Here is a 21411-nt window from a genome sequence, read left to right as displayed (position 1 = left end):
GGTCCCCCTCGCGGCCCGCCGCATGGGGCCGGTAGGCCGACCGTCAGGGACCGCCAGCCCCAGGTGGCGGAGGCAGTGCCCCGCTTAGCGTCCTGGCCATGGAGAACGATCAGAACGCGCGGCGCCGGACGTCGAGCGCAGGGGAGGGCTGGCCGCTGGCCGCCCGGCGGTTGCTGACCCGTCGCGAGGTGTCGGCCGACGGACGCGCCGTGTTCGGGACGGGCGACCCGAAGTGGGAGGGCTTCTACCGGGACCGCTGGGCGCACGACAAGGTGGTGCGCTCCACGCACGGCGTGAACTGCACCGGTTCCTGCTCGTGGATGGTGTACGTCAAGGACGGCATCATCACCTGGGAGCACCAGGCCACCGACTACCCGTCGATCGGCGCCGACTGCCCCGAGTACGAGCCGCGCGGCTGCCCGCGCGGCGCATCGTTCTCCTGGTACACCTACTCCCCCAGCCGGGTCCGTTACCCCTACGTGCGGGGCGCGTTGCTGAACCTGTGGCGTGAGGCCCGGCGCAGGCTCGGCGACCCGGTGGCGGCCTGGGCCGAGATCACCTCCGACCCGGCGAAGGCCCGCGCCTACAAGCGGGCCCGGGGCAAGGGCGGGCTGGTGCGGGCCGACTGGGACGAGGTGTCCGAGCTGATCGCCGCCGCCCAGGTGCACACCGTCAAGGCGTACGGCCCCGACCGGGTCGCCGGTTTCTCCCCGATCCCGGCGATGTCCATGGCGTCGTTCGCGGCCGGTGCGCGGTTCCACTCGCTGATCGGCGGCACCCTGCTGTCGTTCTACGACTGGTACGCGGACCTGCCGATCGCCTCGCCGCAGGTCTTCGGCGACCAGACGGACGTACCGGAGGCCGCGGACTGGTGGAACGCGGGGTATCTGATCATGTGGGGTTCCAACATCCCCGTGACCCGCACGCCCGACGCGCACTTCCTCACCGAGACCCGCTACAACGGCACCAAGGTCGTCGCGGTCAGCCCCGACTACGCCGACAACGTCAAGCACGCCGACGAGTGGCTGGCTCCGCACCCGGGGACCGACGCGGCGCTGGCGATGGCGATGGGGCATGTGATCCTGCGCGAGTTCCTCGTCGACCGCGAGGTGCCGTACTTCCAGGACTACATGCGCAAGTTCACCGATGCCCCGTTCCTGGTGACCCTGCGCGAGCACGACCGCGGTCTCGTACCGGACGGGTTCCTGACCGCAGCCGACCTCGGCAGCGACGAGGAGAACGCCGAGTCCAAGACGGTCGTCCTCGACGGCGCCACCGGTGAACCCGTCGTCCCGAACGGTTCGCTCGGCTTCCGCTGGGCGCAGGGGGAACAGGGCCGCTGGAATCTCGACCTGGGCGATGTCGTACCCGAGTTGAGCCTGCTGGAGACGGCCGCGGACACCGCGACCGTCGCGCTGCCCCGATTCGACGCGGGTCCCACCGAAGGCGGATCGGTCATGCTGCGCGGCGTTCCGGTCCGCCGCATCGGCGGCCTGCTCGTCACCACGGTCTTCGACCTGATGCTCGCCCAGTACGGGGTGCGTCGTCCCGGTCTTCCGGGCAGCTGGCCTTCCTCGTACGAGGACGCGTCCGAGCCCTGCACCCCGGCCTGGCAGGAGACGATCACCTCGGTGCCGGCCGAGCAGGCGGCTCGTATCGCTCGCGAGTTCGCCCGCAACGCGGAGCGCACCCGGGGGCGTTCGATGATCGCGCTGGGTGCCGGTACCAACCACTGGTTCCACTCCGACACCATCTACCGGGCTTTCCTCGCCCTGACGACCATGACCGGCTGCCAGGGCGTCAACGGCGGCGGCTGGGCACACTACGTCGGCCAGGAGAAGGTCCGCCCGGTCACCGGGCAGCAGCATCTGTCGTTCGCTTTCGACTGGCAGCGGCCCACCCGGCACATGGCGGGCACCTCCTACTGGTACCTGAACTCCGACCAGTGGCGGTATGAGGCTTTCGGGCCCGAGGAGTTGGCCTCCCCGCTGGGGAAGGGGCGGTTCCAGGGCAAGGGGTTCGCGGACTGTCTGGCGCAGGCCGTGCGGCTGGGGTGGACTCCCGGTCACCCCGGCTTCAACCGCAACCCGCTCGACCTGACGGACGAAGCCGCGGCGGCCGGCCGGCCGGTCACCGAGCACATCGTCGACGAGCTGAAGTCCGGGCGGCTGCGGTTCGCCGCCGAGGACCCCGACGATCCCGCCAACTTCCCTCGCGTGCTGACAGTTTGGCGGGCGAACCTGCTCGGCTCCTCCGGCAAGGGCAACGAGTACTTCCTGCGGCACCTGCTGGGCACGGACGCGGCCGTCCGCTCCGCGGAGACCCCGCCCGAGCACCGGCCGAAGGACGTGGTGTGGCGGGAGGAAGCACCGGAAGGCAAGCTCGACCTGCTGGTCTGCATGGACTTCCGCATGACGTCGACCGGGCTGCTCGCCGATGTCGTGCTGCCGGCGGCGACCTGGTACGAGAAGGACGACCTGTCCAGTACGGACATGCACCCCTTCGTGCACGCCTTCACCCCGGCCATCGCCCCGCCCTGGCAGGCCCGCACCGACTACGACACCTTCTTGACCATCGCCGACCGGTTCAGCGAGCTGGCCGCCGAGCACCTCGGCACCCGCACCGACGTCCTCGCCGTGCCGCTGCTGCACGACACTCCGGACGAACTCGCCCAGCCCGGCGGGGCGGTCCGGGACTGGAAGGCCGGCGAGTGCGAGCCGGTCCCGGGCCGCACCATGCCCAAGCTGGCCGTCATCGAACGGGACTACGCCGTCATCGGGCAGAAGATGCGCGCCGTCGGTCCGTTGCTCGACACCCTGGGCACCACCACCAAGGGCGTCACCGTCCACCCGGACCAGGAGATCGACGACCTCCGGCGCCGCAACGGCACCGTGCGCGACGGGGTCGCCGCCGGACGGCCCTCGCTCGCCACCGCGAGCCACATGTGCGAGGCGATCCTCGCCCTGTCCGGCACCACCAACGGCCGCCTGGCCACCGAGGGATTCCGCGCCCTGGAGCGGCAGACGGGCAGCGAGGGTCTGGTCGAACTGGCCTCGGAGCGCGAGGCGGAGCGGATCACCTTCGCCGACACCCGGACCCAGCCCCGCTCGGTGATGACCTCGTACGAGTGGTCGGGCTCGGAGACCGGAGGCCGCCGCTACTCACCGTTCGTCATCAACACCGAGCACCTCAAGCCCTGGCACACCCTCACCGGCCGCCAGCACTTCTTCGTCCAGCACGACTGGATCACCGAACTCGGTGAACAACTCCCCGTGTACCGGCCGCCGTTGAACACGCCCAAGCACTACGGCGACGAGCACCTGGCCGAGGACGGCCGGGCCGAGGTCACCGTCCGCTATCTGACCCCGCACTCCAAGTGGTCCATCCACTCGAACTACCAGGACAACAAGTACATGCTCGACCTGTCCCGTGGCGGACCCACGATCTGGATGTCCACGGAGGACGCCGACAAGATCGGGGTGAAGGACAACGAGTGGATCGAGGCGTACAACCGCAACGGCGTCGTCGCCGCCCGTGCCGTGGTCACCCACCGGATGCCCGAGGGCACCGTGTACATGTACCACGCCCAGGACCGCAACGTGAACGTGCCGAAGACCGAGGTCAGCGGCAAGCGCGGCGGCATCCACAACTCCCTGACCCGGCTGCTGCTCAAGCCCACCCATCTCGCGGGCGGCTACGCGCAGTTCACCTACGCCTTCAACTACTACGGCCCGACCGGCAACCAGCGCGACGAAGTCACCGTCATCCGCCGTCGCAGCCAGGAAGTGGAGTACTGACATGCCCCGTGGCGAAGCCACTGTCGGACGGGTGATGGCACAAGTGGCGATGGTGATGAACCTCGACAAGTGCATCGGCTGCCACACCTGTTCGGTCACCTGCAAGCAGACCTGGACCAACCGCACCGGCGTCGAGTACGCCTGGTTCAACAACGTCGAGACCAAGCCCGGCGTGGGCTACCCCCGCCGCTACGAGGACCAGCAGCAGTGGAAGGGCGGCTGGATGCTCGACAAGCGCGGACGGCTCGTCCTGCGCTCCGGCGGCCGGATCAAGCGGCTGCTGTCGCTGTTCTCCAACCCCGACCTGCCGTCCATCGAGGACTACTACGAGCCGGTCACCTACGACTACGACAATCTGGTCAGCGCCCCCGCGCAGAAGGACGTCCCGGTCGCCCGCCCGCGCTCGGTCCTCACCGGCAGGCCCACCGCGATCACCTGGGGCGCGAACTGGGAGGACGGCCTGGGCGGCGCGCCCGAGCACGCCGGCGGCGACCCGAATCTGTCCGGTGACTGGGCGGAGAAGGTGAAGTTCGAGTTCGAGCAGACCTTCCTCTTCCACCTGCCCCGGCTGTGCGAGCACTGCCTCAATCCGGCCTGTGTCTCCGCATGTCCGTCCGGGGCGATGTACAAGCGGGTCGAGGACGGCATCGTCCTCGTCGACCAGCACCGCTGCCGCGGCTGGCGGATGTGCGTGACGGCATGCCCGTACAAGAAGGTCTACGTCAACCACGCCACCGGCAAGGCCGAGAAGTGCACCTTCTGCTTCCCCCGCATCGAGGCCGGACAGCCCACCGTGTGCTCCGAGACCTGCGTGGGACGCCTGCGCTACCTGGGGCTGCTGCTGTACGACGCCGACAAGGTCGGCGAGGCGGCCGCCACCCCCGACGAGAAGGACCTCCTCGACGCCCAGCGTGGCGTCTTCCTGGACCCGCACGACCCCGAAGTGATCGCGGCCGCACGGGAATCGGGTATCCCCGAGGACTGGCTGGACGCCGCCCGCCGCTCCCCCGTGTACGACCTGGTCACGCGCTACAAGGTGGCGTTGCCGCTGCACCCGGAATACCGGACCATGCCGATGGTCTGGTACGTCCCGCCGCTCTCCCCCGTCCTCGACGCCGTCGACGCCGCGGGCGGCAACCAGGACGACCCCGACCATGTGTTCGCCGCCGTCACCCGGCTGCGCATCCCTCTGGAATACCTGGCCGAACTGTTCACCGCCGGGGACACCGACGTCGTCGCCGGAGTGCTGATGAAGCTCACCGCACTCCGCTCGTTCATGCGCGAACGCACCCTCGGCGAGAGGGGTGACGAAACCGTGTTGACGGCCGTGGGCCTCACCACGCGCGAGGCGGAGGACCTGCACCGGCTCCTCGCCGTCGCCAAGTACACCGACCGGTATGTCGTCCCCGCCGCGCACAAGGAGGACGCCGCCGCGCTGACCGCGATGGAGAACCGCTGCCCGGTCGAGACGTCCGGCGATCCCGAGCCGCGGAAGATCATGCTCGGCATCCCGACCCTGCGCCGCAACACGACTGCCGGAGGCCGACCGTGAGCCCGCTGCCCGCAAGCGTTCCCGCCCTCGTCCGCACCCGCGTCCGGGCAGCCGTACGCCGCCCGGCCCGGCTCACACCCGAGGAGACGGCGGGCCGGGCGCTGACGCTGCGGCTCGTGTCGCTGCTGCTGCAGTATCCCGACTCCGAACTGATCTCAGCGCGCCCGGAGTTGACAGCAGTGGTGGAGGCCCTGCCGGCCACGCCCGGGGCGGAACACCTGGCCCGGTTCACCGGCTGGTTCGCCGCTCAGGACCCCGAAACGCTGGAGCGGCACTACGTCGAGATGTTCGACCTGCGCCGCAAGAGCAGCCTCTACCTCACCTACTACCTGCACGGCGACACCCGCCGCCGCGGCATGGCCCTGCTCATCTTGAACCAGCAGTACCGGGCTGCCGGCTGGAGCACCGACGGGGGCGAACTGCCCGACCACCTTCCGGTCGTCCTGGAGTTCGCCGCACTGGCGGGCCCCGGGGGCGGCGAGGCGCCCCTGCGCCGGCATCGACGCGGGCTGGAGCTGATCCACCACGCCCTGACCGACTCCGACTCCCCCTACCGGCACGTCCTGGCCGCGCTGCTCAGCCTGCTGCCACCGCCCACCGATGCCGACCGCGCCGCGGTGGCCCGGCTCGTCGCCGAAGGCCCACCGAACGAGGAAGTCGGCCTCGACCCCTACGGGACCTACGGGGAGGGCGAGTTCGCGCCTCCGGCCACCTTCGTGCCGCCCATGCCCGCCCCGCCGACCCGTGTGCCGCCCACTCCGACCAGCCGTACGGAAGGCTCCCGATGAACGCCGCGCTCTCTCCCCTGGCCGCCGCCTCGGCAAGCGGCGTCGATCTGCTGCTGTGGGTCGCCGTCCCGTACATCTGCCTCGCCGTGTTCGTGGTCGGGCACGTGTGGCGCTACCGGCAGGACCAGTTCGGCTGGACGTCCCGCACCACCCAGCTCCTCGAGCACCGGTGGCTGCGCTGGGGCAGCCCGCTGTTCCACTTGGGCGCCTTCATGGTGATCGCCGGGCATGTCGTGGGGCTCGCCGTTCCCGACGCGTGGACCGAGGCGGTCGGTATCAGTGAGCACGCCTACCACACCACGGCCGTCTGGGCGGGTTCGGTGGCGGGCGTCGCCATGGTCACCGGCCTCGCCATGCTGTGCGCCCGCCGCCTGCTGACCCGCCGGATCCGCCTCGGCACCGACCGCAGCGACAAGTTCCTCTTCCCGCTGCTCTCCGCCACCGTACTGCTCGGCATCACCGCCACCTTCGCCCACAACGTCTTCGGGTCCGGCTACGACTACCGCTCCACCGTGTCCGTCTGGTTCCGCGGCCTGTTCGTCCTCCAGCCGGAGCCCGAGGCCATCGCCGGGGCGCCGCTTCTGTTCCAACTGCACGCCCTGACCGCCTTCCTGCTCTTCGCCGCCTGGCCGTTCACCCGGCTCGTGCACGTGTGGAGCGCCCCCATCGGCTACCTCGCCCGCCCGTACCTGGTCTACCGGAGGCGAGCCGCACCGGCCGCGGCCCCGACGAGCGGTGGCCGGGCCCGGCCCGCCTCCGGCTCCCGGCGAGCCGCATGAGCCACGCGCCCGCGCCCGCGCCGGACGCGACGGCCGTCCGGCGCCGGCAGGCAGTCGCCACGAGCCGCCGCACGGAACAGTCTGCCCGCCTCCCCGCCCCGTCCCAGGCGTGGGGAGGCGCTCCATGCCCGCCACCGTGATCAGCCACCGAGCACGCCCGGCTGTGAGACGGCTGCGGCGGCGGTGCTGTTGCTCATTGTGCTGCGGTGGACGATGCCCGACGGCTCTTCACGGACCGGTGAGACGTCGGTGGCAGCGGGCAGAGGCGGGCTCGTCCACCACGGTGTGGCTCGATGGTGCGGGCTCCCCGTCCTGCCCCGCCCGCGGCAGCCCGGGCCCGCTCCCAGGGAGCAGCCCCCGGCGCGGCCGCCGGGGCAGGCGTGTGTGTCCTGGGGTGGGGGCGATCGACGCCGCACAAGATCACGGCGGTCGGTGACGCGGGCGGGCTGAAGAGGTAGGTGTACTTACACGATCTCGAACACGTCCCGTACGGGGCGTCGGGGCGTGGCCGGACCCCTCGGGCCGTATCCCAGGCGCAGCACCATGTGCACCTGGCCCGTCCCCGACGCGGGGTCGCGGGTCAGCATCCGCAGCGCGCGGTCCTCCAGCGCGTGCGACGTCAGGGACGTGGCCAGGTCGGCCAGGGTCGCTTCCAGCAGGACGCGCTCCAACGCCTGTCCTGCGCGCAGCCAGTCGGCCGGTCCGTCCCCGGCGGTGCTCAGCAGGGCCAGGTGCGGGCTGTGCTCGAACGTGGTGGTTCCGCGGTCCGCCACACGCCGGCGTCCGGCGAAGTCGCGCACCGGAGCCTTGCCGTCGCGTCTGCGCGGGCCGAACGCGTACTCGGGGACGCCGTCGACCGCCGTGTCCGCCTCCGGCCCGAGCCGGGTCCAGCGGACCAGGTCCTCGCTCGTCTCCGGGTCCAGGGCGTCCCGGCTCTCGGCGTCGCGGATCAGGTCGAGAACGGTCTCGGCGTGCCACAGTCCGGGGAAGAACAGGACGGCCCCCTCCCGCTCGGCAGCAGCCTGCAGAGTGGTCCGCACGTTCTCGGGGAGGTCCTTCTCGGCGAAGGGGTGGCGGCTGGTGTGCCGCTCGCGGATCGCCGGGTGCAGCCGCGCCAGGTCCTCGTCCCGCCGGCGCCCGGCCTCGCCGGCCAGATGGACGGCAGCGAGCAGCAGTGGATCCTGCGGCTCGGGCAGCAGCCGGACCTCAGGGCAGAGGTTCGCGTGCGCGGCGGCGACACGCAGGTTGAACAGTGCGGCCCCGCAGCCGATGTGCAGGGCGCGGCCGTCGGGATCGGACCGGGGCATGGCGCGCTCGGGATCGGCGCGCAGCAGAAGGACACGCTCTCCGGTCAGGTAGCGGAAGCGCCATGGCTGTGCGTTGTGCATGGAGGGCGCCGCAGCGGCCTCGGCCACCAGCCCCGTCACGGTCTTCTCGTCCAGCTGCCGCGCAGCCATGGGATCCTCCTCACCTGTCGCGGACGCACCGCGGGTCCGACTCGGCGTGTACCCCTGATGAGCCACGTGCCGGACGGGCCGGCACCCCGGTCGCAACCCCAGCAGTCCGCGGCCGACGAGCCAGTTCCAGTGTCCGCCCTACGGGCATCGGGCGTCTCACCGAATCGTGGACGCACCGCGCGGGTGGAGGCCGACGACACCCCCTGCGGCACGACAGGCCGCGGCCGCGACCCGCAAGACCCTCACCGGCCCCCTGCCCGGGGCGCCCGTCGCTCTCGCGTGACGAGCCCGGGGACGTTCGGCCCCGCGGCGGACGCCGCATCGGTGTCAGTGGCCTTCTTGCTTCAGCCGGTCCTGGGCCTGGGTCGCGATGACGGCGGCCTGGACGCGCCGCTCCACACCGAGCTTGGCCAGCAGCCGGGAGATGTGGTTCTTCACCGTCTTCTCGGCGAGGTAGAGCCGCTGGCCGATCTGCCGGTTGGTGAGGCCCTCGCCGATCAGGGCCAGGATCTCCCTCTCCCGGTCGGTCAGGCCCGGCAGGGCGTCGGGCTCGGGTTCCGGCTCCTGGCCCTGACGCAGCCTGGCCATCAGCTTGGCGGTGGCGCTGGGGTCGAGCAGGGACTGACCGGCGGCCACCGTGCGTACCGCCGACACCAGGTCCGAGCCCTGGATCTGCTTCAGCACGTACCCGGAGGCACCAGCCATGATCGAGTCCAGCAGGGCCTCCTCGTCGTCGAAGGAGGTCAGCATCAGGCAGGCCAGCTCCGGCATGCGGGAGCGCAGCTCCCGGCACACGGTCACCCCGTCGCCGTCCGGCAGACGCACGTCCAGCACCGCGACCTGGGGGCGCAGCGCGGGCACGCGGGTCAGGGCCTGCTCGGCATTGGCGGCCTCGCCGACCACGGTGATGTCCGGCTCGTCGTTCAGCAGGTCGTGCACCCCGCGCCGGACCACCTCGTGGTCGTCCAGCAGGAAGACCCGGATCGGGTTGTCGGGGCCGGGCTGCTCGCCGTCCGCCATCGGATACTCCTCGTTCTGCGTCTGAATCCCGCACCGGGCTTCGCCCGTGAGTGCGCCAGGTCCATGTCTACCGCAGATCTTGCGCGATCCCGGGCCGAAGGGCCAGGGCCGGTCGGCCCTATTGGCCCGGCGGTCCGTGCGGCGCCGGCGGGCCGGATCCGCACGCGGGCGCGGTCGCCCTCAAGCGTCATGCTGCCACCACACGTCCTGCCACCACACGTCGTGGCTCGTCCCACGGGAGCGAGTTCCGCCGGGCCGGGGGTCCGGTCGCCACGCACGGTTCAGGGCCGACCGGCCCCACCCGCGAGGACGTCCAGCACCTGCCGCGCCGCCGGGCAGCGGTCGACCCTTTGAACCACACCGCGCTGACGGAATCCGAGGAGGAGTCCATGAAGGCAGCAGTCGTCCGGTCCTTCGGCGAGCCGCTGGTGATCGAGGAACGGCCGGATCCGGAACCAGGGCCCGGTCAGGTCCGCATCAGGCTCGAGGCGTCCGGACTGTGCCACACCGACATCCACGCCGCGCACGGCGACTGGCCCGTCAAGCCGGCCCCGCCGTTCGTCCCCGGCCACGAGGGGGTCGGCATCGTCGAGGCGCTCGGCGACGGCGTGACCCGTCCGGCGGTCGGGCAGCGAGTGGCGGTGCCCTGGCTGGGCTGGGCGTGCGGGCGCTGCGAGCACTGCCTGTCCGGCTGGGAGACGCTGTGCGAGCAGCAGAGGAACACCGGCTACAGCGTGGACGGCGGGTACGCCGAGAAGATGCTCGCCCCGGCCGACTTCGCCGCTGTGGTCCCCGAGGGCATCGACCCACGCGACGCGGCCCCGCTGACCTGCGCCGGCGTGACCACGTACAAGGCGCTGAAAGTCGCGGGCGTGCGCCCGGCCCAGCTTGTGGCGATCTCCGGCGTCGGCGGCCTCGGCCACCTCGCCGTGCAGTACGCGAAGATCGCCGGGGCCACGGTCGCCGCGATCGACGTCACCGACGACAAGCTCGAGCTGGCCCGGGAACTCGGCGCCGACATCCTGATCGACGCCCGCAAGGAGGACCCCGCCGAGGTGCTCAAGCGGCACGGGGGCGCGCACGCGGCGATCGCGCTGGCCGTCGACGAGCAGGCGTTCGCCTCCGTCTACGGCGGTCTGCGGCGCGGCGGCAAGCTGGTCATGGTCGCGCTGCCCGCCGGCGGCACCATCGAGGTCCCGATCTTCGACACCGTCCTCAACGGCACCTCCGTCATCGGCTCCATCGTGGGCACCCGCCAGGACCTGGACGAGGTCTTCCGGCTGCATGCCGCCGGACGCACCGAGGTCATCTACGAGACCCGGCCCCTGGCGAGCGTCAACGAGTCCATCGCCGACGTCCTGACCGGCCGGATCAAGGCACGCATCGTCTTCGAGATGTGAGCCGCCCCCTGCGAAGCGGGAAGGAACAGCACTGTCATGGTCCGTTACGTGTACGCGTTCACCGAGGGCGGCCGTGACATGGCCGACCTGCTCGGCGGCAAGGGCGCCAACCTGGCCGAGATGACCCGCATGGGTCTGCCGGTACCGCCCGGCTTCACCGTCACCACCGAAGCCTGCCGCGCCTTCCTCACCACCGGTTCCGAACCGGAGGGTCTGATCCGCGAGATCTCCGGTCACCTGACCGCCCTGGAACAGGCCGCCGGACGGCGGCTGGGGCAGCCGGACGACCCCCTGCTGCTGTCCGTCCGTTCCGGCGCCCGCTTCTCCATGCCCGGCATGATGGAGACGATCCTCGACATCGGCCTCAACGACGAATCCGTCCTGGGCCTGGCGAAGTCCTCCGGCGACGAACGTTTCGCCTGGGACTCCTACCGCCGCCTGCTGCAGATGTTCGGCAGCACCGTCATGGGCGTCGACGGCGCGCTGTTCGAGAACGCCATGGCCCGCCTGAAGGAAGCCCGGGGCGCCGTGGACGACCTGGGCCTCAACGCGATGGACCTCTCCGGACTCGTCGAGGCGTACAAGGGACTGATCCGCCACGAGACCGGCGAGTACTTCCCGCAGTCCCCGGCCGAGCAACTGCGCCGGGCGGTCCTGGCCGTCTTCGAGTCCTGGGACGGCGAGCGGGCCCGCATCTACCGCCGGCGCGAGCACATCTCCGACGACCTGGGTACCGCCGTCAACGTGCAGACCATGGTGTTCGGCAATCTCGGACCCGACTCCGGCAGCGGTGTCGCCTTCACCCGCGACCCGGCCACCGGGCACCGCGGACTGTACGGCGACTACCTGCCCAACGCCCAGGGCGAGGACGTCGTCGCGGGCATCCGCAACACCGTCGGGCTGGAGCAGCTCAGGCACCTGAACCCGGAAGCGTACGTCCAGCTGCGCGATCACATGGGTCTGCTGGAGACCCACTACCGCGACCTGTGCGACATCGAGTTCACCATCGAGCGCGGCCGGCTGTGGATGCTGCAGACCCGGGTGGGCAAGCGCACCGCGGAGGCCGCGTTCACCATCGCCGCCGGACTGATCGACGAGGAACTCATCACCCCGGACGAAGGACTCGCACGAGTCGGCGGGGAAGGCCTGGCCCGGCTGATGTTCCCGCGCTTCGACACCGACGCGGTCGGCCCGGCGCTGGCGCACGGCATCCCCGCCTCGCCCGGCGCCGCCGTCGGTGCCGTGGTCTTCGACTCCGCCGAGGCGGTCCGGCGTGCCGCCACCGGGGAGAAGGTGATTCTCGTACGGCAGGAGACCACCCCCGACGACCTTCCCGGCATGGTCGCCGCCCAGGCGGTGCTCACCAGCCGAGGCGGCAAGACCAGCCACGCGGCGGTGGTGGCCCGCGGCATGGGCAAGGTGTGCGTGTGCGGTGCCGAAGACATCAGCGTCGACCCGCAAAAGCGCCGCTTCAGCGTGGGGGACACCACCGTCGAGGAAGGCACGGTCATCTCCGTCGACGGCTCGGAGGGCGCCGTCCACCCGGGCGCGGCTCCGCTGGTGGACTCCGCGGTGATGCGGTACTTCGAGACGGGTGAGGGCTCGGCGGGCGTGGTCGACGCCGTGGCCCGCGCCATGCACCATGCCGACCGTGTACGGCGGTTGGGGGTCCGGGCCAACGCGGACACTCCCCAGGACGCCGCCCGCGCCCGCCGGTTCGGAGCCGAGGGCATCGGTCTCTGCCGCACCGAGCACATGTTCCTCGGCGACCGCCGGCAGCTGGTCGAGGCGATGATCCTGGCCCGGACCGATGCCGAACGTGAACGCGCGCTGGACGCCCTCCTCCCCCTTCAGCGGCAGGACTTCGCCGGAATCCTGGAGGCGATGGACGGCCTGCCGGTCACCATTCGTCTCCTCGACCCGCCGCTGCACGAGTTCCTGCCCGACCGCACCGAACTCGCCGTACGCATCGCCGCCGCCGAAGCCCACGGTTTGCCGGTCGGCGCGCACGACGCCGAACTGCTCGACGCCGTCAACCGCATGCACGAAGAGAACCCGATGCTGGGCCTGCGTGGCGTCCGCCTGGGCCTGGTGGCGCCGGGACTGGTCGCCATGCAAGTGCGGGCGATCGCGGAGGCCGTCGCCGAACGCAGGCGGGCGGGTGGTGATCCGCGGGCGGAGATCATGGTGCCGCTGATCGACACGGTCGAGGAGCTTCGGCTCGTCCGCCAGGAGGTCGAGCAGGTCCTGGCCGAGGTGAGCAAGGCCACGGGCGTTCCAGTCGAGTGCCCGGTCGGCACGATGATCGAGCTGCCCCGGGCCGCCCTCACCGCGGGCCGTATCGCCGAAGAGGCGGCGTTCTTCTCCTTCGGCACCAACGACCTGACCCAGACCACATGGGGCTTCTCCCGCGACGACGTGGAGGCCGCGTTCTTCTCCGCCTACCTGGACAAGGGCATCTTCAAGGTGTCCCCGTTCGAGACGATCGACCGCGACGGCGTGGGCCGCCTGGTCGGCATCGCCGTCGCCGAGGGCCGCGCCGCACGGCCCGACCTGAAGATCGGTGTCTGCGGAGAGCACGGCGGCGACCCGGAGTCGGTGCACTTCTTCCACGCTGCCGGACTCGACTACGTCTCCTGCTCACCGTTCCGCGTCCCGGTGGCACGGCTGGAGGCCGGACGTGCCGCCCTGCCCGAGGCGGAGGCCGGCGACAGCAGGTGACGGACTCGTCGGGCTCATCGAGGGGGGAGCCCGGCGCCGCGCCGCGCCCGGCACGCGAGCACGTCGGCCGCACTTCCCGGACAGGCTCGCCCGCCCGTGGCCGCTCGAGAACCGCCCTCGCGGGACCCTGCGGGGATCTGCGCCGGCTGACAGGGGGTGGGGCCACCCGGCCCGGGTGACTCGGGCCGTTCGGACGCCCGCCCGGGACCCGCAGGGCCTGCGCAACGGAGCGGTGCCGGAGAGACGCTGGCGGTGGAGCCCGGCCGCTTCCCGCAGCGCCGCTCCTGTACGGCCGCAGACCGTGCGGCTTCACGTCCCCACCACGGAGGCCTTCCATGACCCGCCACGACGACCGACCCGCGAGCACTGCCACCGCCGAGGCACCGTCGGACATCACCGTCGCCGTCGACCGGCTGGTCACGAACGGGCTCAAGGCACTGGCCGACTACGAGGGGCTCGGCCAGGAACAGGTCGACCACATCGTCAACAAGGCGTCGGTCGCCGCCCTGGACCGGCACACCGCGCTCGCACGGCTCGCGGTGGAGGAGACCGGACGCGGTGTCTTCGAGGACAAGGCCGCGAAGAACATGTTCGCGTGCGAGCACGTCACGCACAGCATGGGCCACATGAAGACCGTCGGTGTCATCGCCCGTGACGACATCGAGGACGTCGTCGAGATCGCGGAACCGGTCGGCGTGGTGTGCGCGATCACGCCCGTCACCAACCCGACCTCCACGACGATCTTCAAAGCACTGATGGCGTTGAAGACCCGCAACCCGGTCGTCTTCGCCTTCCACCCCTCCGCCCAGCGGTGCAGCGCCGAAGCGGCCCGGATCGTGCGTGATGCCGCCGTGGCCGCGGGAGCGCCGGAGCACTGCATCCAGTGGATCGAGGCCCCGTCCGTCGAGGCGACCAGGACACTCATGCACCACACCGGTGTCTCCCTCATTCTCGCCACCGGCGGAAATGCCATGGTCAAGGCCGCCTACTCGGCCGGGAAGCCCGCCCTGGGCGTGGGCGCCGGCAACGTTCCCGCCTATGTGCACAAGAGCGCGAAGCTGCGCCGGGCCGTCAACGACCTGGTGCTGTCGAAGTCGTTCGACAACGGCATGATCTGCGCCTCCGAGCAGGCCGTCATCCTGGACGGGGAGATCTACGACGCCGCCCTCGCCGAGTTCCGCACCCTCCACGCCCATGTGGCCACCGCCGAGGAGAAGGCGAAGCTGGAGCGGTTCCTCTTCCCCGCCGACGCCTCGCACGGGGGGCGCCCCCGGTCCGAGGCTGGGGGCGGATGCGAACCGAAGGTGAACGCGGCAGCCGTCGGCCGGAGCCCGCAATGGATCGCCGAGCAGGCCGGGTTCACCGTCCCCGCCGGGACCTCGGTCATCCTGGTCGAGGCCGAACGGGTCGGCCCGGACGAGCCTCTGACTCGCGAGAAGCTCTGCCCGGTCCTCGCCGTGCTGCGTGCCGGCTCCGCGCAGCAGGGCTTCGACCTCGCCGCCGACATGGTCGCGTTCCACGGCCAGGGCCACAGCTCCGTCATCCACACCGAGGACCGCGAACTCGCCGAGGCGTACGGCAAGCTCATGAAGACCGTCCGGGTCATCGTCAACTCCCCCTCCTCGCAGGGGGCCATCGGCGGCATCTACAACAACCTGCTGCCCTCCCTGACCCTGGGCTGCGGCTCCTGGGGCAGCACGTCGGTGTCCAACAACGTCTCCGCTCCCCAGCTCCTGAACGTCAAGCGGGTCTCCACCCGCCGCAACAACCTCCAGTGGTTCAAGGTCCCGCCGAAGATCTACTTCGAGCCGCAGGCCATCCGCTACCTCGCCGACATGCCGGGGGTCCACCGCGTCACGATCGTCACCGACGCCACCATGACCCGCCTCGGTTTCGTCGACCGCGTCACCCACGTCCTGCAGCGCCGTCGTGAGCCGGTGACCGTCCAGATCATCGACAACGTCGAGCCGGAGCCGAGCATCGACTCCGTTCGCCGTGGGGCCCGCCTCATGGGCGACTTCCGTCCGGACACGATCATCGCGCTGGGCGGCGGTTCGCCCATGGACGCCGCCAAGGTGATGTGGCTGCTCTACGAGCAGCAGGCCGACGGCAAGGACATCGACTTCGCGGACATGCGGCACAAGTTCTCCGACATCCGCAAGCGCGCCTTCCGCTTCCCCGTGCTCGGCAAGCTGGCGCGCCTGGTGTGTGTGCCCACCACCTCCGGAACCGGCGCCGAGGTCACCCCGTTCGCGGTGATCTCCGACCCGGCGACGGGCAAGAAGTACCCGCTGGCCGACTACGCGCTCACGCCCAGCGTCGCCATCGTCGACCCGCTCCTCACCACCGGGCTGCCTCCGGCGCTGGCGGCCGACAGCGGTTTCGACGCCCTGACGCACGCCATCGAGGCCTATGTGTCCGTCTACGCCAACGACTTCACCGACGGCCTCGCCCTGCACGCGATCCGCCTGGTCTTCGACAACATCGAGGCGGCGGTGAACGACCGTGCGGCCCGCCCGGACGCACAGGAGAAGATGCACAACGCGGGCACCATCGCGGGCATGGCCTTCGGCAACGCCTTCCTCGGCATCGTCCACGCCATGTCCCACACCCTCGGCGCCACCTTCCACATCGCCCACGGCCGCACCAACGCCGTGCTTCTCCCCCACGTCATCCGCTACAACGGAACGGTCCCGGCCAAGCTGACCGGCTGGCCCAAGTACGAGAACTACCGCGCTCCGGAACGCTTCCAGGACATCGCCCGAAGCCTCGGGCTGGCCGCCGCCACCCCGGCGGAGAGTGTGGAGTCCCTCGCCGACGCCGTGGAGCGGCTGCGCGACGCGGTCGGCATCGAAGCGTCCTTCAAGGCTCTCGGCGTGGACGAGCGCAGCTTCCTCGGCGCGCTGCCCCAGCAGGCGCTGAACGCCTACGAGGATCAGTGCGCGCCGGCCAACCCGCGGATGCCGATGCTCGACGACATGGAAGGAATCATGCGAGCGGCCTATTACGGCCGGGCCGGCGCACCTGGCGAGTTCGGTGCTTCCCAGTTCGGCGCTTCCCGCCCCGGCGGAGAGGCCCCTTCCGTGAACGCCCCCTCCGTGAACGCCCGGCCTTGAGAGACCACCGCCCTCAGTACCCACTTTTTTGTGGGTACTTGCCGGTGCGGGGAGGCAGAACGGAACCTGGTCACACGGCGTCGTGAGGGGCGCCGTATCCGAATGAGGCGGGAGTGACCGGGCGTGAGGAGGCCGACTGTGCCTGGGCGAGCTTCTCCAGGCGGCGGTGCCCCCAGTCCGAGACGGGCCCCAGGGCGTCCGACAGCTCGCGGCCGAACGGGGTGAGGGAGTACACCGTTTTCAGCGGTAGCTCGTCGTGCACCGCCCGGTGCACCAGTCCGTCAGCCTCCATCTCGCGGAGCGACTGAGTCAGCACCTTCTCGCTGAGGCCCGGCAGCCGGCGCCGCAGCTCCCCGGGGCGCCACGGACCGGATTCCAGCAGCCACAGCAGAGCGGTCTTCCACTTGCCGTCGATCACGGCAATGGCGGCGGTCACTCCGCAGACGTTCGTGTCGCCGGCGCGGCTTCGCGTCACGTGAGCCCCTTTCATCATGTCATCCGATACTTCTACAGAGGTTGAACAAACATGTCTTCACACTCCCAACAGTTAGCTGTCACCGTGCTGGGTCTCGGGCCGATGGGCCGAGCTCTGGCCGGAGCGTTCCTGGATGCCGGCCTGCGGACGACGGTCTGGAACCGGACACCGGGCAGGGACCGCGATCTGGTCGAGCGAGGAGCGGTCGGCGCCCGATCCGCCGAAGACGCGGTCGCGGCGAGCGGGCTGACCGTGGTCTGCGTGGTGAACTACGAAGCCGTGGACGCCCTGGTGCGGCGGGAGGCGGTGACCGACGCGCTCAAGGGCCGCACCGTGGTGAACCTGACCGCCGACACCCCGGCCCGGGCCCGCGAAACGGCAGCCTGGGCGGCCGGGCACGGCATTCGCTACCTGGACGGCGCCATCATGACACCGACCACGACCATCGGAACGCCTGCCGCGGTCTTCATCCACAGCGGTCCCGAGAAGCTCTACCGCACGCATCTGCCCATCCTTCGGGCGCTGGGCGGCACCCACACCCACCTCGGCGAGGAGATCGGCCGGGCGGCCGCCTACGACATCGCGCTGCTGGACATCTTCTGGACTGCCATGGCGGGCTATGCCCACGCCCTGGCGGTGGCCAGGGCCGAAGGTGTCACCGCGCGGGAGCTGGCCCCGTTCGCCAAGGGGATAGGCGCGATCCTCCCGCCACTCTTCGAGCAGGCCGCGGAGGGTGTGGACAGTGGCGACCTCTCCGGCGAGGGCAACCCGATCACCTCGGCGGCCTCGTCCATGGCCCACATCGTGCAAACCTCTGAAGGGCACGGCATCGACGCGGGCGTGATGCGCGCGGCAGAGGGCATGGCCCGCCGCGTCATCGGCCTGGGCCACGGCACGGACGGGTTCATCCGCATCGCCGAGGTACTGCAGCGGCGCTGAGGAAGCGGCAGGCGGCCGGGCCCCCGGCCCCCGGCAGCAGCGCACTGACCTGACCCGGCGCATCCGCAGGGACCTGGCCGCGGTCGCCGCCGAACCCACTGGCCGGCCCACGCAGGACGCTCGGCCGGGAAACCCCCGGCCGAGCGTCTGTCTGATCTGCTCGCGGCCTGATCGGCTCACCGCGGTGTCGCAACGCCCCCCGGAATGCGCCGTCTCACCGGAGGGCGTTTCGCGGGTGCCCGTCCGTCCGTGGTGTGCCCGCCGCTCACAGGGCCCGCATGCCGTGCTCCCGGAACTGCTCGCGCACCCGCTCCGTCAGCTCCGGATCCGGTGCCGGTGTGTCGCGCAGCGGGAAGGGGATGCCCAGCGCGTCGTACTTGTGGGCGCCGAGCTTGTGGAACGGCAGGACGTCCACCCGGTCGACGTTGCCGAGCCCGGAGAGGAACGCGCCGAGCCCGTCGACGGCCGCCGGGTCGTCGGTCCAGCCGGGCACGAGGACGTAGCGGATCCACACCGGGACCCCGAGCCGGTCCAGGCGGGTGGCGAAAGTGAGGGTGGGGGCGAGGTCTCCGCCGGTCAGCCTCCGGTAGGTGCGGATGTCGAAGGACTTGATGTCCAGCAGGACCAGGTCGGTGTCGCCGAGCAGTGCGTCGGTGGCCCGGGCGCCGAGGAAACCGGAGGTGTCCAGGGCGGTGTGCAGTCCCAGCTCCTTGCAGCGGCGGAGGATCCCGGCCGTGAAGGCGGGCTGGAGCAGGGCCTCGCCGCCGGTGAGGGTCACTCCCCCGCCCGCGGTGGTGATGAAGGGCCGGTACTTCTCGATCTCGGCCATCACCTCGTCGACGGTGGTCCGCCTGCCGTCGCGCATGTGCCAGGTGTCCGGGTTGGCGCAGTACAGGCAGCGCAGCGGACAGCCGCTGAGGAACAGCACGAACCGGGTCCCCGGACCGTCCACTCCCGTGGACAGGTCCCAGGAGTGGACCCGGCCCGTCACCGGCTCGACGGTGGTGTTCACAGCGATCCGTGGAAGGTGCGGCTGATCACGTCGAGCTGCTGCTCGCGGGTCAGGCGGACGAAGTTGACGGCGTACCCGGAGACCCGGACCGTCAGCTCCGGGTACTTTTCGGGGTGTTCCATGGCGTCCTCGAGTGTCTTCCGGTCCAGGACGTTGACGTTCATGTGGAAGCCGCCGGAGGCCATGTACGCGTCCAGGATGCCGGCCAGGTGGCCCGCCCGCTCGGCCGGATCGTGCCCGAGGCCCTCGGGCGTGATCGTCGTGGTCAGCGAGATGCCGTCGCGAGCGTCCTCGTACGGGAGCTTGGCCACGGAGAGGGCCGAGGCCGCCACGCCGTGCCGGTCGCGGCCGTTCATGGGGTTCGCGCCCGGGGCGAAGGGCCGGCCGGCGCGGCGGCCGTCGGGGGTGTTGCCGGTGTGCTTGCCGTACACGACGTTGGAGGTGATGGTCAGCACGGACTGGGTGTGCTCGGCGTTCCGGTAGGCGGGGTGCTTGCGGACCTTCGCCATGAACGACCTCACCAGGTCGGCGGCGATGGCGTCGGCACGGTCGTCGTTGTTGCCGTAGGCCGGGTAGTCGCCCTCGATCTCGTAGTCGACGGCGAGTCCGGTGGCGTCGCGGACGACCTTCACGCGGGCGTACCTGACCGCGGACAGGCTGTCGGTGGCGACCGAGAGGCCGGCGATGCCGCAGGCCATGAAGCGGTGCACGGGGTGGTCGTGCAGGGCCATCTCGATGCGCTCGTAGGCGTACTTGTCGTGCATGTAGTGGATGACGTTGAGGGTGTCGACGTACGTGGCCGCAAGCCAGTCGAGCATGTGGTCGTACGCGGCCCGCAGCTGCTCGTAGTCGAGGTGATCGCGGGTCAGCGCGGGCGCCGCAGGCGCGATCTGTTCACCGGTCATCTCGTCCCGGCCGCCGTTGATCGCGTACAGGAGGGCCTTGGCGAGATTGACGCGGGCACCGAAGAACTGCATCTGCTTGCCCACGGCCATCGCGGAGACGCAGCAGGCGATCGCGGTGTCGTCGCCGGTGCGCGGGCGCATCAGCTCGTCGGACTCGTACTGGATCGCGCTGGTGTCGATGGAGACCTGCGCGCAGAAACGCTTGAACCCCTCGGGCAGCCGTGGCGACCACAGCACCGTGAGGTTGGGCTCCGGGGCGGGACCGAGGTTGTACAGGGTCTGCAGGAAGCGGAAGGAGCTGCGGGTGACCAGCGGACGGCCGTCGGCGCCGACGCCGCCGATGGACTCGGTCACCCAGGTGGGGTCGCCGGAGAACAGGGCGTCGTACTCGGGGGTGCGCAGGAAGCGCACGATCCGCAGCTTGATCACGAAGTCGTCGATCAGCTCCTGGGCGCGGGTCTCGTCGATGGTCCCCTCGTCCAGGTCGCGCTGGAGGTAGACGTCCAGGAACGTCGAGGTGCGGCCCAGCGACATCGCGGCGCCGTTCTGCTCCTTCACCGCGGCCAGGAAGCCGAGGTAGAGCCACTGCACCGCCTCGTGCGCGGTGGTGGCGGGCCGGGTGACGTCGCAGCCGTACGTGGCCGCCATCCGCGCCAGTTCTCCCAGCGCCCTGATCTGCTCGGCCAGCTCCTCGCGGTCGCGGATGACGTCAGGGCCGGACGGCTGTGCGTCCAGCAGGGCACGCTCGGCGCGCTTGGCCTCGATGAGCCGGTCGGTGCCGTACAGGGCGACGCGCCGGTAGTCGCCGATGATCCGGCCGCGGCCGTAGGCGTCCGGGAGGCCGGTGATGATCCCCGCCTTGCGGGCGGCGCGCATCTCGGGGGTGTACGCGTCGAAGACTCCGTCGTTGTGGGTCTTGCGGTAGCCGCCGAAGACCTTGGTGACGAAGGGGTCGGGCTCGTAGCCGTACGCCTTCAGGCCGTTCTCCACCATCCGCAGACCGCCGTTGGGCATGATCGCGCGCTTGAGCGGGGCGTCAGTCTGCAGACCGACGATCAGTTCACGGTCCGGATCGATGTAGCCGGGCGCGTGCGAGGTGATCGTCGACGGGGTTGCGGTGTCCACGTCGAGGATGCCGCGCCGCCGCTCCTCGGGGAACAGGGCGCTGACCTTGCCCCAGACCGTGCGGGTGCGCTCGGTCGGGCCGGTCAGGAAGCCGGCGTCGCCCTCGTACGGCGTGTAGGTGGCCTGGATGAAGTCGCGCACATCGATCCGGTCCCGCCAGCGCGTACCGGCGAAGCCTCGCCATGCCTCGGCCGTCGCCCGGGGTCCAGCCGTCACCGTTGCCGTCATCGCGGGTCTCTCCCTCACTCAGCACGCAGGATCTCTGCACTGTCGATGCTCGTCGCCCGCGCTGCCCGCGGGGAGGGCCTGTCGGCGCACCCGGGGC

13 protein-coding genes are annotated in these 21411 nt (G+C 71.0%); 8 read left to right on the top strand and 5 right to left on the bottom strand.

Annotation, left to right across the window (positions count from 1 at the left end; genetic code table 11):
* Positions 1-98: 98 nt before the first annotated feature.
* Genes AB0937_RS32320 through narI form a run of 4 tightly spaced genes read left to right on the top strand, consistent with a single transcriptional unit; the run spans position 99 to position 6916 of the window.
* The gene (locus AB0937_RS32320) at positions 99-3797 is read left to right on the top strand and encodes a nitrate reductase subunit alpha (protein ID WP_366716754.1); all 3699 of its coding nucleotides are present in this window, start codon (positions 99-101) and stop codon (positions 3795-3797) included.
* Position 3798: 1 nt separating this feature from the next.
* Entirely contained in the window at positions 3799-5349 is a 1551-nt protein-coding gene (gene narH / locus AB0937_RS32315) for a nitrate reductase subunit beta (protein WP_366716753.1), read from the top strand.
* Complete coding sequence (gene narJ, locus AB0937_RS32310) at positions 5346-6137, top strand: nitrate reductase molybdenum cofactor assembly chaperone (protein ID WP_366716751.1); 792 nt, start codon at positions 5346-5348, stop codon at positions 6135-6137. Before narH ends, narJ begins: the two co-directional genes overlap by 4 nt.
* Positions 6134-6916, top strand: coding sequence for a respiratory nitrate reductase subunit gamma (narI, locus tag AB0937_RS32305; RefSeq protein WP_366716749.1), 783 nt, complete (start codon positions 6134-6136; stop codon positions 6914-6916). Before narJ ends, narI begins: the two co-directional genes overlap by 4 nt.
* Positions 6917-7380: 464 nt before the next feature.
* On the opposite strand, the gene AB0937_RS32300 is transcribed toward narI, so the two are convergent.
* Together AB0937_RS32300 and AB0937_RS32295 are read right to left on the bottom strand one after the other, a co-directional pair.
* Entirely contained in the window at positions 7381-8373 is a 993-nt protein-coding gene (locus tag AB0937_RS32300; RefSeq protein ID WP_366716747.1) for a nitroreductase, read from the bottom strand.
* Positions 8374-8700: 327 nt separating this feature from the next.
* On the bottom strand, positions 8701-9393 hold the full coding sequence (locus AB0937_RS32295; RefSeq protein ID WP_366716746.1) for a response regulator transcription factor: 693 nt from the start codon (positions 9391-9393) through the stop codon (positions 8701-8703).
* Between the two features lie 389 nt (positions 9394-9782).
* Here AB0937_RS32295 and AB0937_RS32290 point away from each other — a divergent pair, with 389 nt between their 5' ends.
* The 3 genes from AB0937_RS32290 (at position 9783) to adhE (ending at position 16630) form a co-directional block, all read left to right on the top strand.
* Positions 9783-10793 (top strand): zinc-dependent alcohol dehydrogenase, encoded by a 1011-nt coding sequence (locus AB0937_RS32290; RefSeq protein WP_366716744.1) that lies wholly within the window; start codon positions 9783-9785, stop codon positions 10791-10793.
* 36 nt (positions 10794-10829) lie between these two features.
* The gene (gene ppdK, locus AB0937_RS32285; protein WP_366716742.1) at positions 10830-13514 is read left to right on the top strand and encodes a pyruvate, phosphate dikinase; all 2685 of its coding nucleotides are present in this window, start codon (positions 10830-10832) and stop codon (positions 13512-13514) included.
* Positions 13515-13849: 335 nt separating this feature from the next.
* Complete coding sequence (gene adhE / locus AB0937_RS32280) at positions 13850-16630, top strand: bifunctional acetaldehyde-CoA/alcohol dehydrogenase (RefSeq protein ID WP_366716741.1); 2781 nt, start codon at positions 13850-13852, stop codon at positions 16628-16630.
* Between the two features lie 70 nt (positions 16631-16700).
* Here the strand turns inward: adhE and AB0937_RS32275 are convergent, their stop codons facing one another.
* A complete protein-coding gene (locus tag AB0937_RS32275) occupies positions 16701-17105 on the bottom strand; it encodes a helix-turn-helix domain-containing protein (protein ID WP_366716739.1) in 405 nt (134 codons plus the stop codon).
* Positions 17106-17156: 51 nt separating this feature from the next.
* On the opposite strand from AB0937_RS32275, the gene AB0937_RS32270 reads away from it, so the two are divergent.
* A complete protein-coding gene (locus AB0937_RS32270) occupies positions 17157-18044 on the top strand; it encodes an NAD(P)-binding domain-containing protein (RefSeq protein ID WP_366716737.1) in 888 nt (295 codons plus the stop codon).
* A gap of 265 nt (positions 18045-18309) precedes the next feature.
* Here the strand turns inward: AB0937_RS32270 and pflA are convergent, their stop codons facing one another.
* Positions 18310-19056: a pyruvate formate-lyase-activating protein gene (gene pflA / locus AB0937_RS32265; protein WP_366716735.1), complete on the bottom strand. Its 747-nt coding sequence runs from the start codon at positions 19054-19056 to the stop codon at positions 18310-18312.
* Positions 19053-21314 (bottom strand): formate C-acetyltransferase, encoded by a 2262-nt coding sequence (gene pflB / locus AB0937_RS32260; protein WP_366716734.1) that lies wholly within the window; start codon positions 21312-21314, stop codon positions 19053-19055. Before pflB ends, pflA begins: the two co-directional genes overlap by 4 nt.
* Between the last annotated feature and the right edge of the window lie 97 nt (positions 21315-21411).

It is taken from the genome of Streptomyces sp. NPDC047880, assembly GCF_040706515.1.
GTDB lineage: Bacteria > Actinomycetota > Actinomycetes > Streptomycetales > Streptomycetaceae > Streptomyces.
Note: the sequence above shows the minus strand (reverse complement) of the source record. Positions and strands in the feature narration are given on the sequence as shown.

What these genes read in the sequence shown, in the direction of transcription:
- AB0937_RS32320 (WP_366716754.1), top strand. Translation starts at nt 99, where the DNA reads ATGGAGAACGATCAGAACGCGCGGCGCCGGACGTCGAGCGCAGGGGAG.
- narH (WP_366716753.1), top strand. Translation starts at nt 3,799, where the DNA reads ATGCCCCGTGGCGAAGCCACTGTCGGACGGGTGATGGCACAAGTGGCG.
- narI (WP_366716749.1), top strand. Translation starts at nt 6,134, where the DNA reads ATGAACGCCGCGCTCTCTCCCCTGGCCGCCGCCTCGGCAAGCGGCGTC.
- AB0937_RS32300 (WP_366716747.1), bottom strand. Translation starts at nt 8,373, where the DNA reads ATGGCTGCGCGGCAGCTGGACGAGAAGACCGTGACGGGGCTGGTGGCC.
- AB0937_RS32295 (WP_366716746.1), bottom strand. Translation starts at nt 9,393, where the DNA reads ATGGCGGACGGCGAGCAGCCCGGCCCCGACAACCCGATCCGGGTCTTC.
- AB0937_RS32290 (WP_366716744.1), top strand. Translation starts at nt 9,783, where the DNA reads ATGAAGGCAGCAGTCGTCCGGTCCTTCGGCGAGCCGCTGGTGATCGAG.
- ppdK (WP_366716742.1), top strand. Translation starts at nt 10,830, where the DNA reads ATGGTCCGTTACGTGTACGCGTTCACCGAGGGCGGCCGTGACATGGCC.
- adhE (WP_366716741.1), top strand. Translation starts at nt 13,850, where the DNA reads ATGACCCGCCACGACGACCGACCCGCGAGCACTGCCACCGCCGAGGCA.
- AB0937_RS32270 (WP_366716737.1), top strand. Translation starts at nt 17,157, where the DNA reads ATGTCTTCACACTCCCAACAGTTAGCTGTCACCGTGCTGGGTCTCGGG.
- pflB (WP_366716734.1), bottom strand. Translation starts at nt 21,314, where the DNA reads ATGACGGCAACGGTGACGGCTGGACCCCGGGCGACGGCCGAGGCATGG.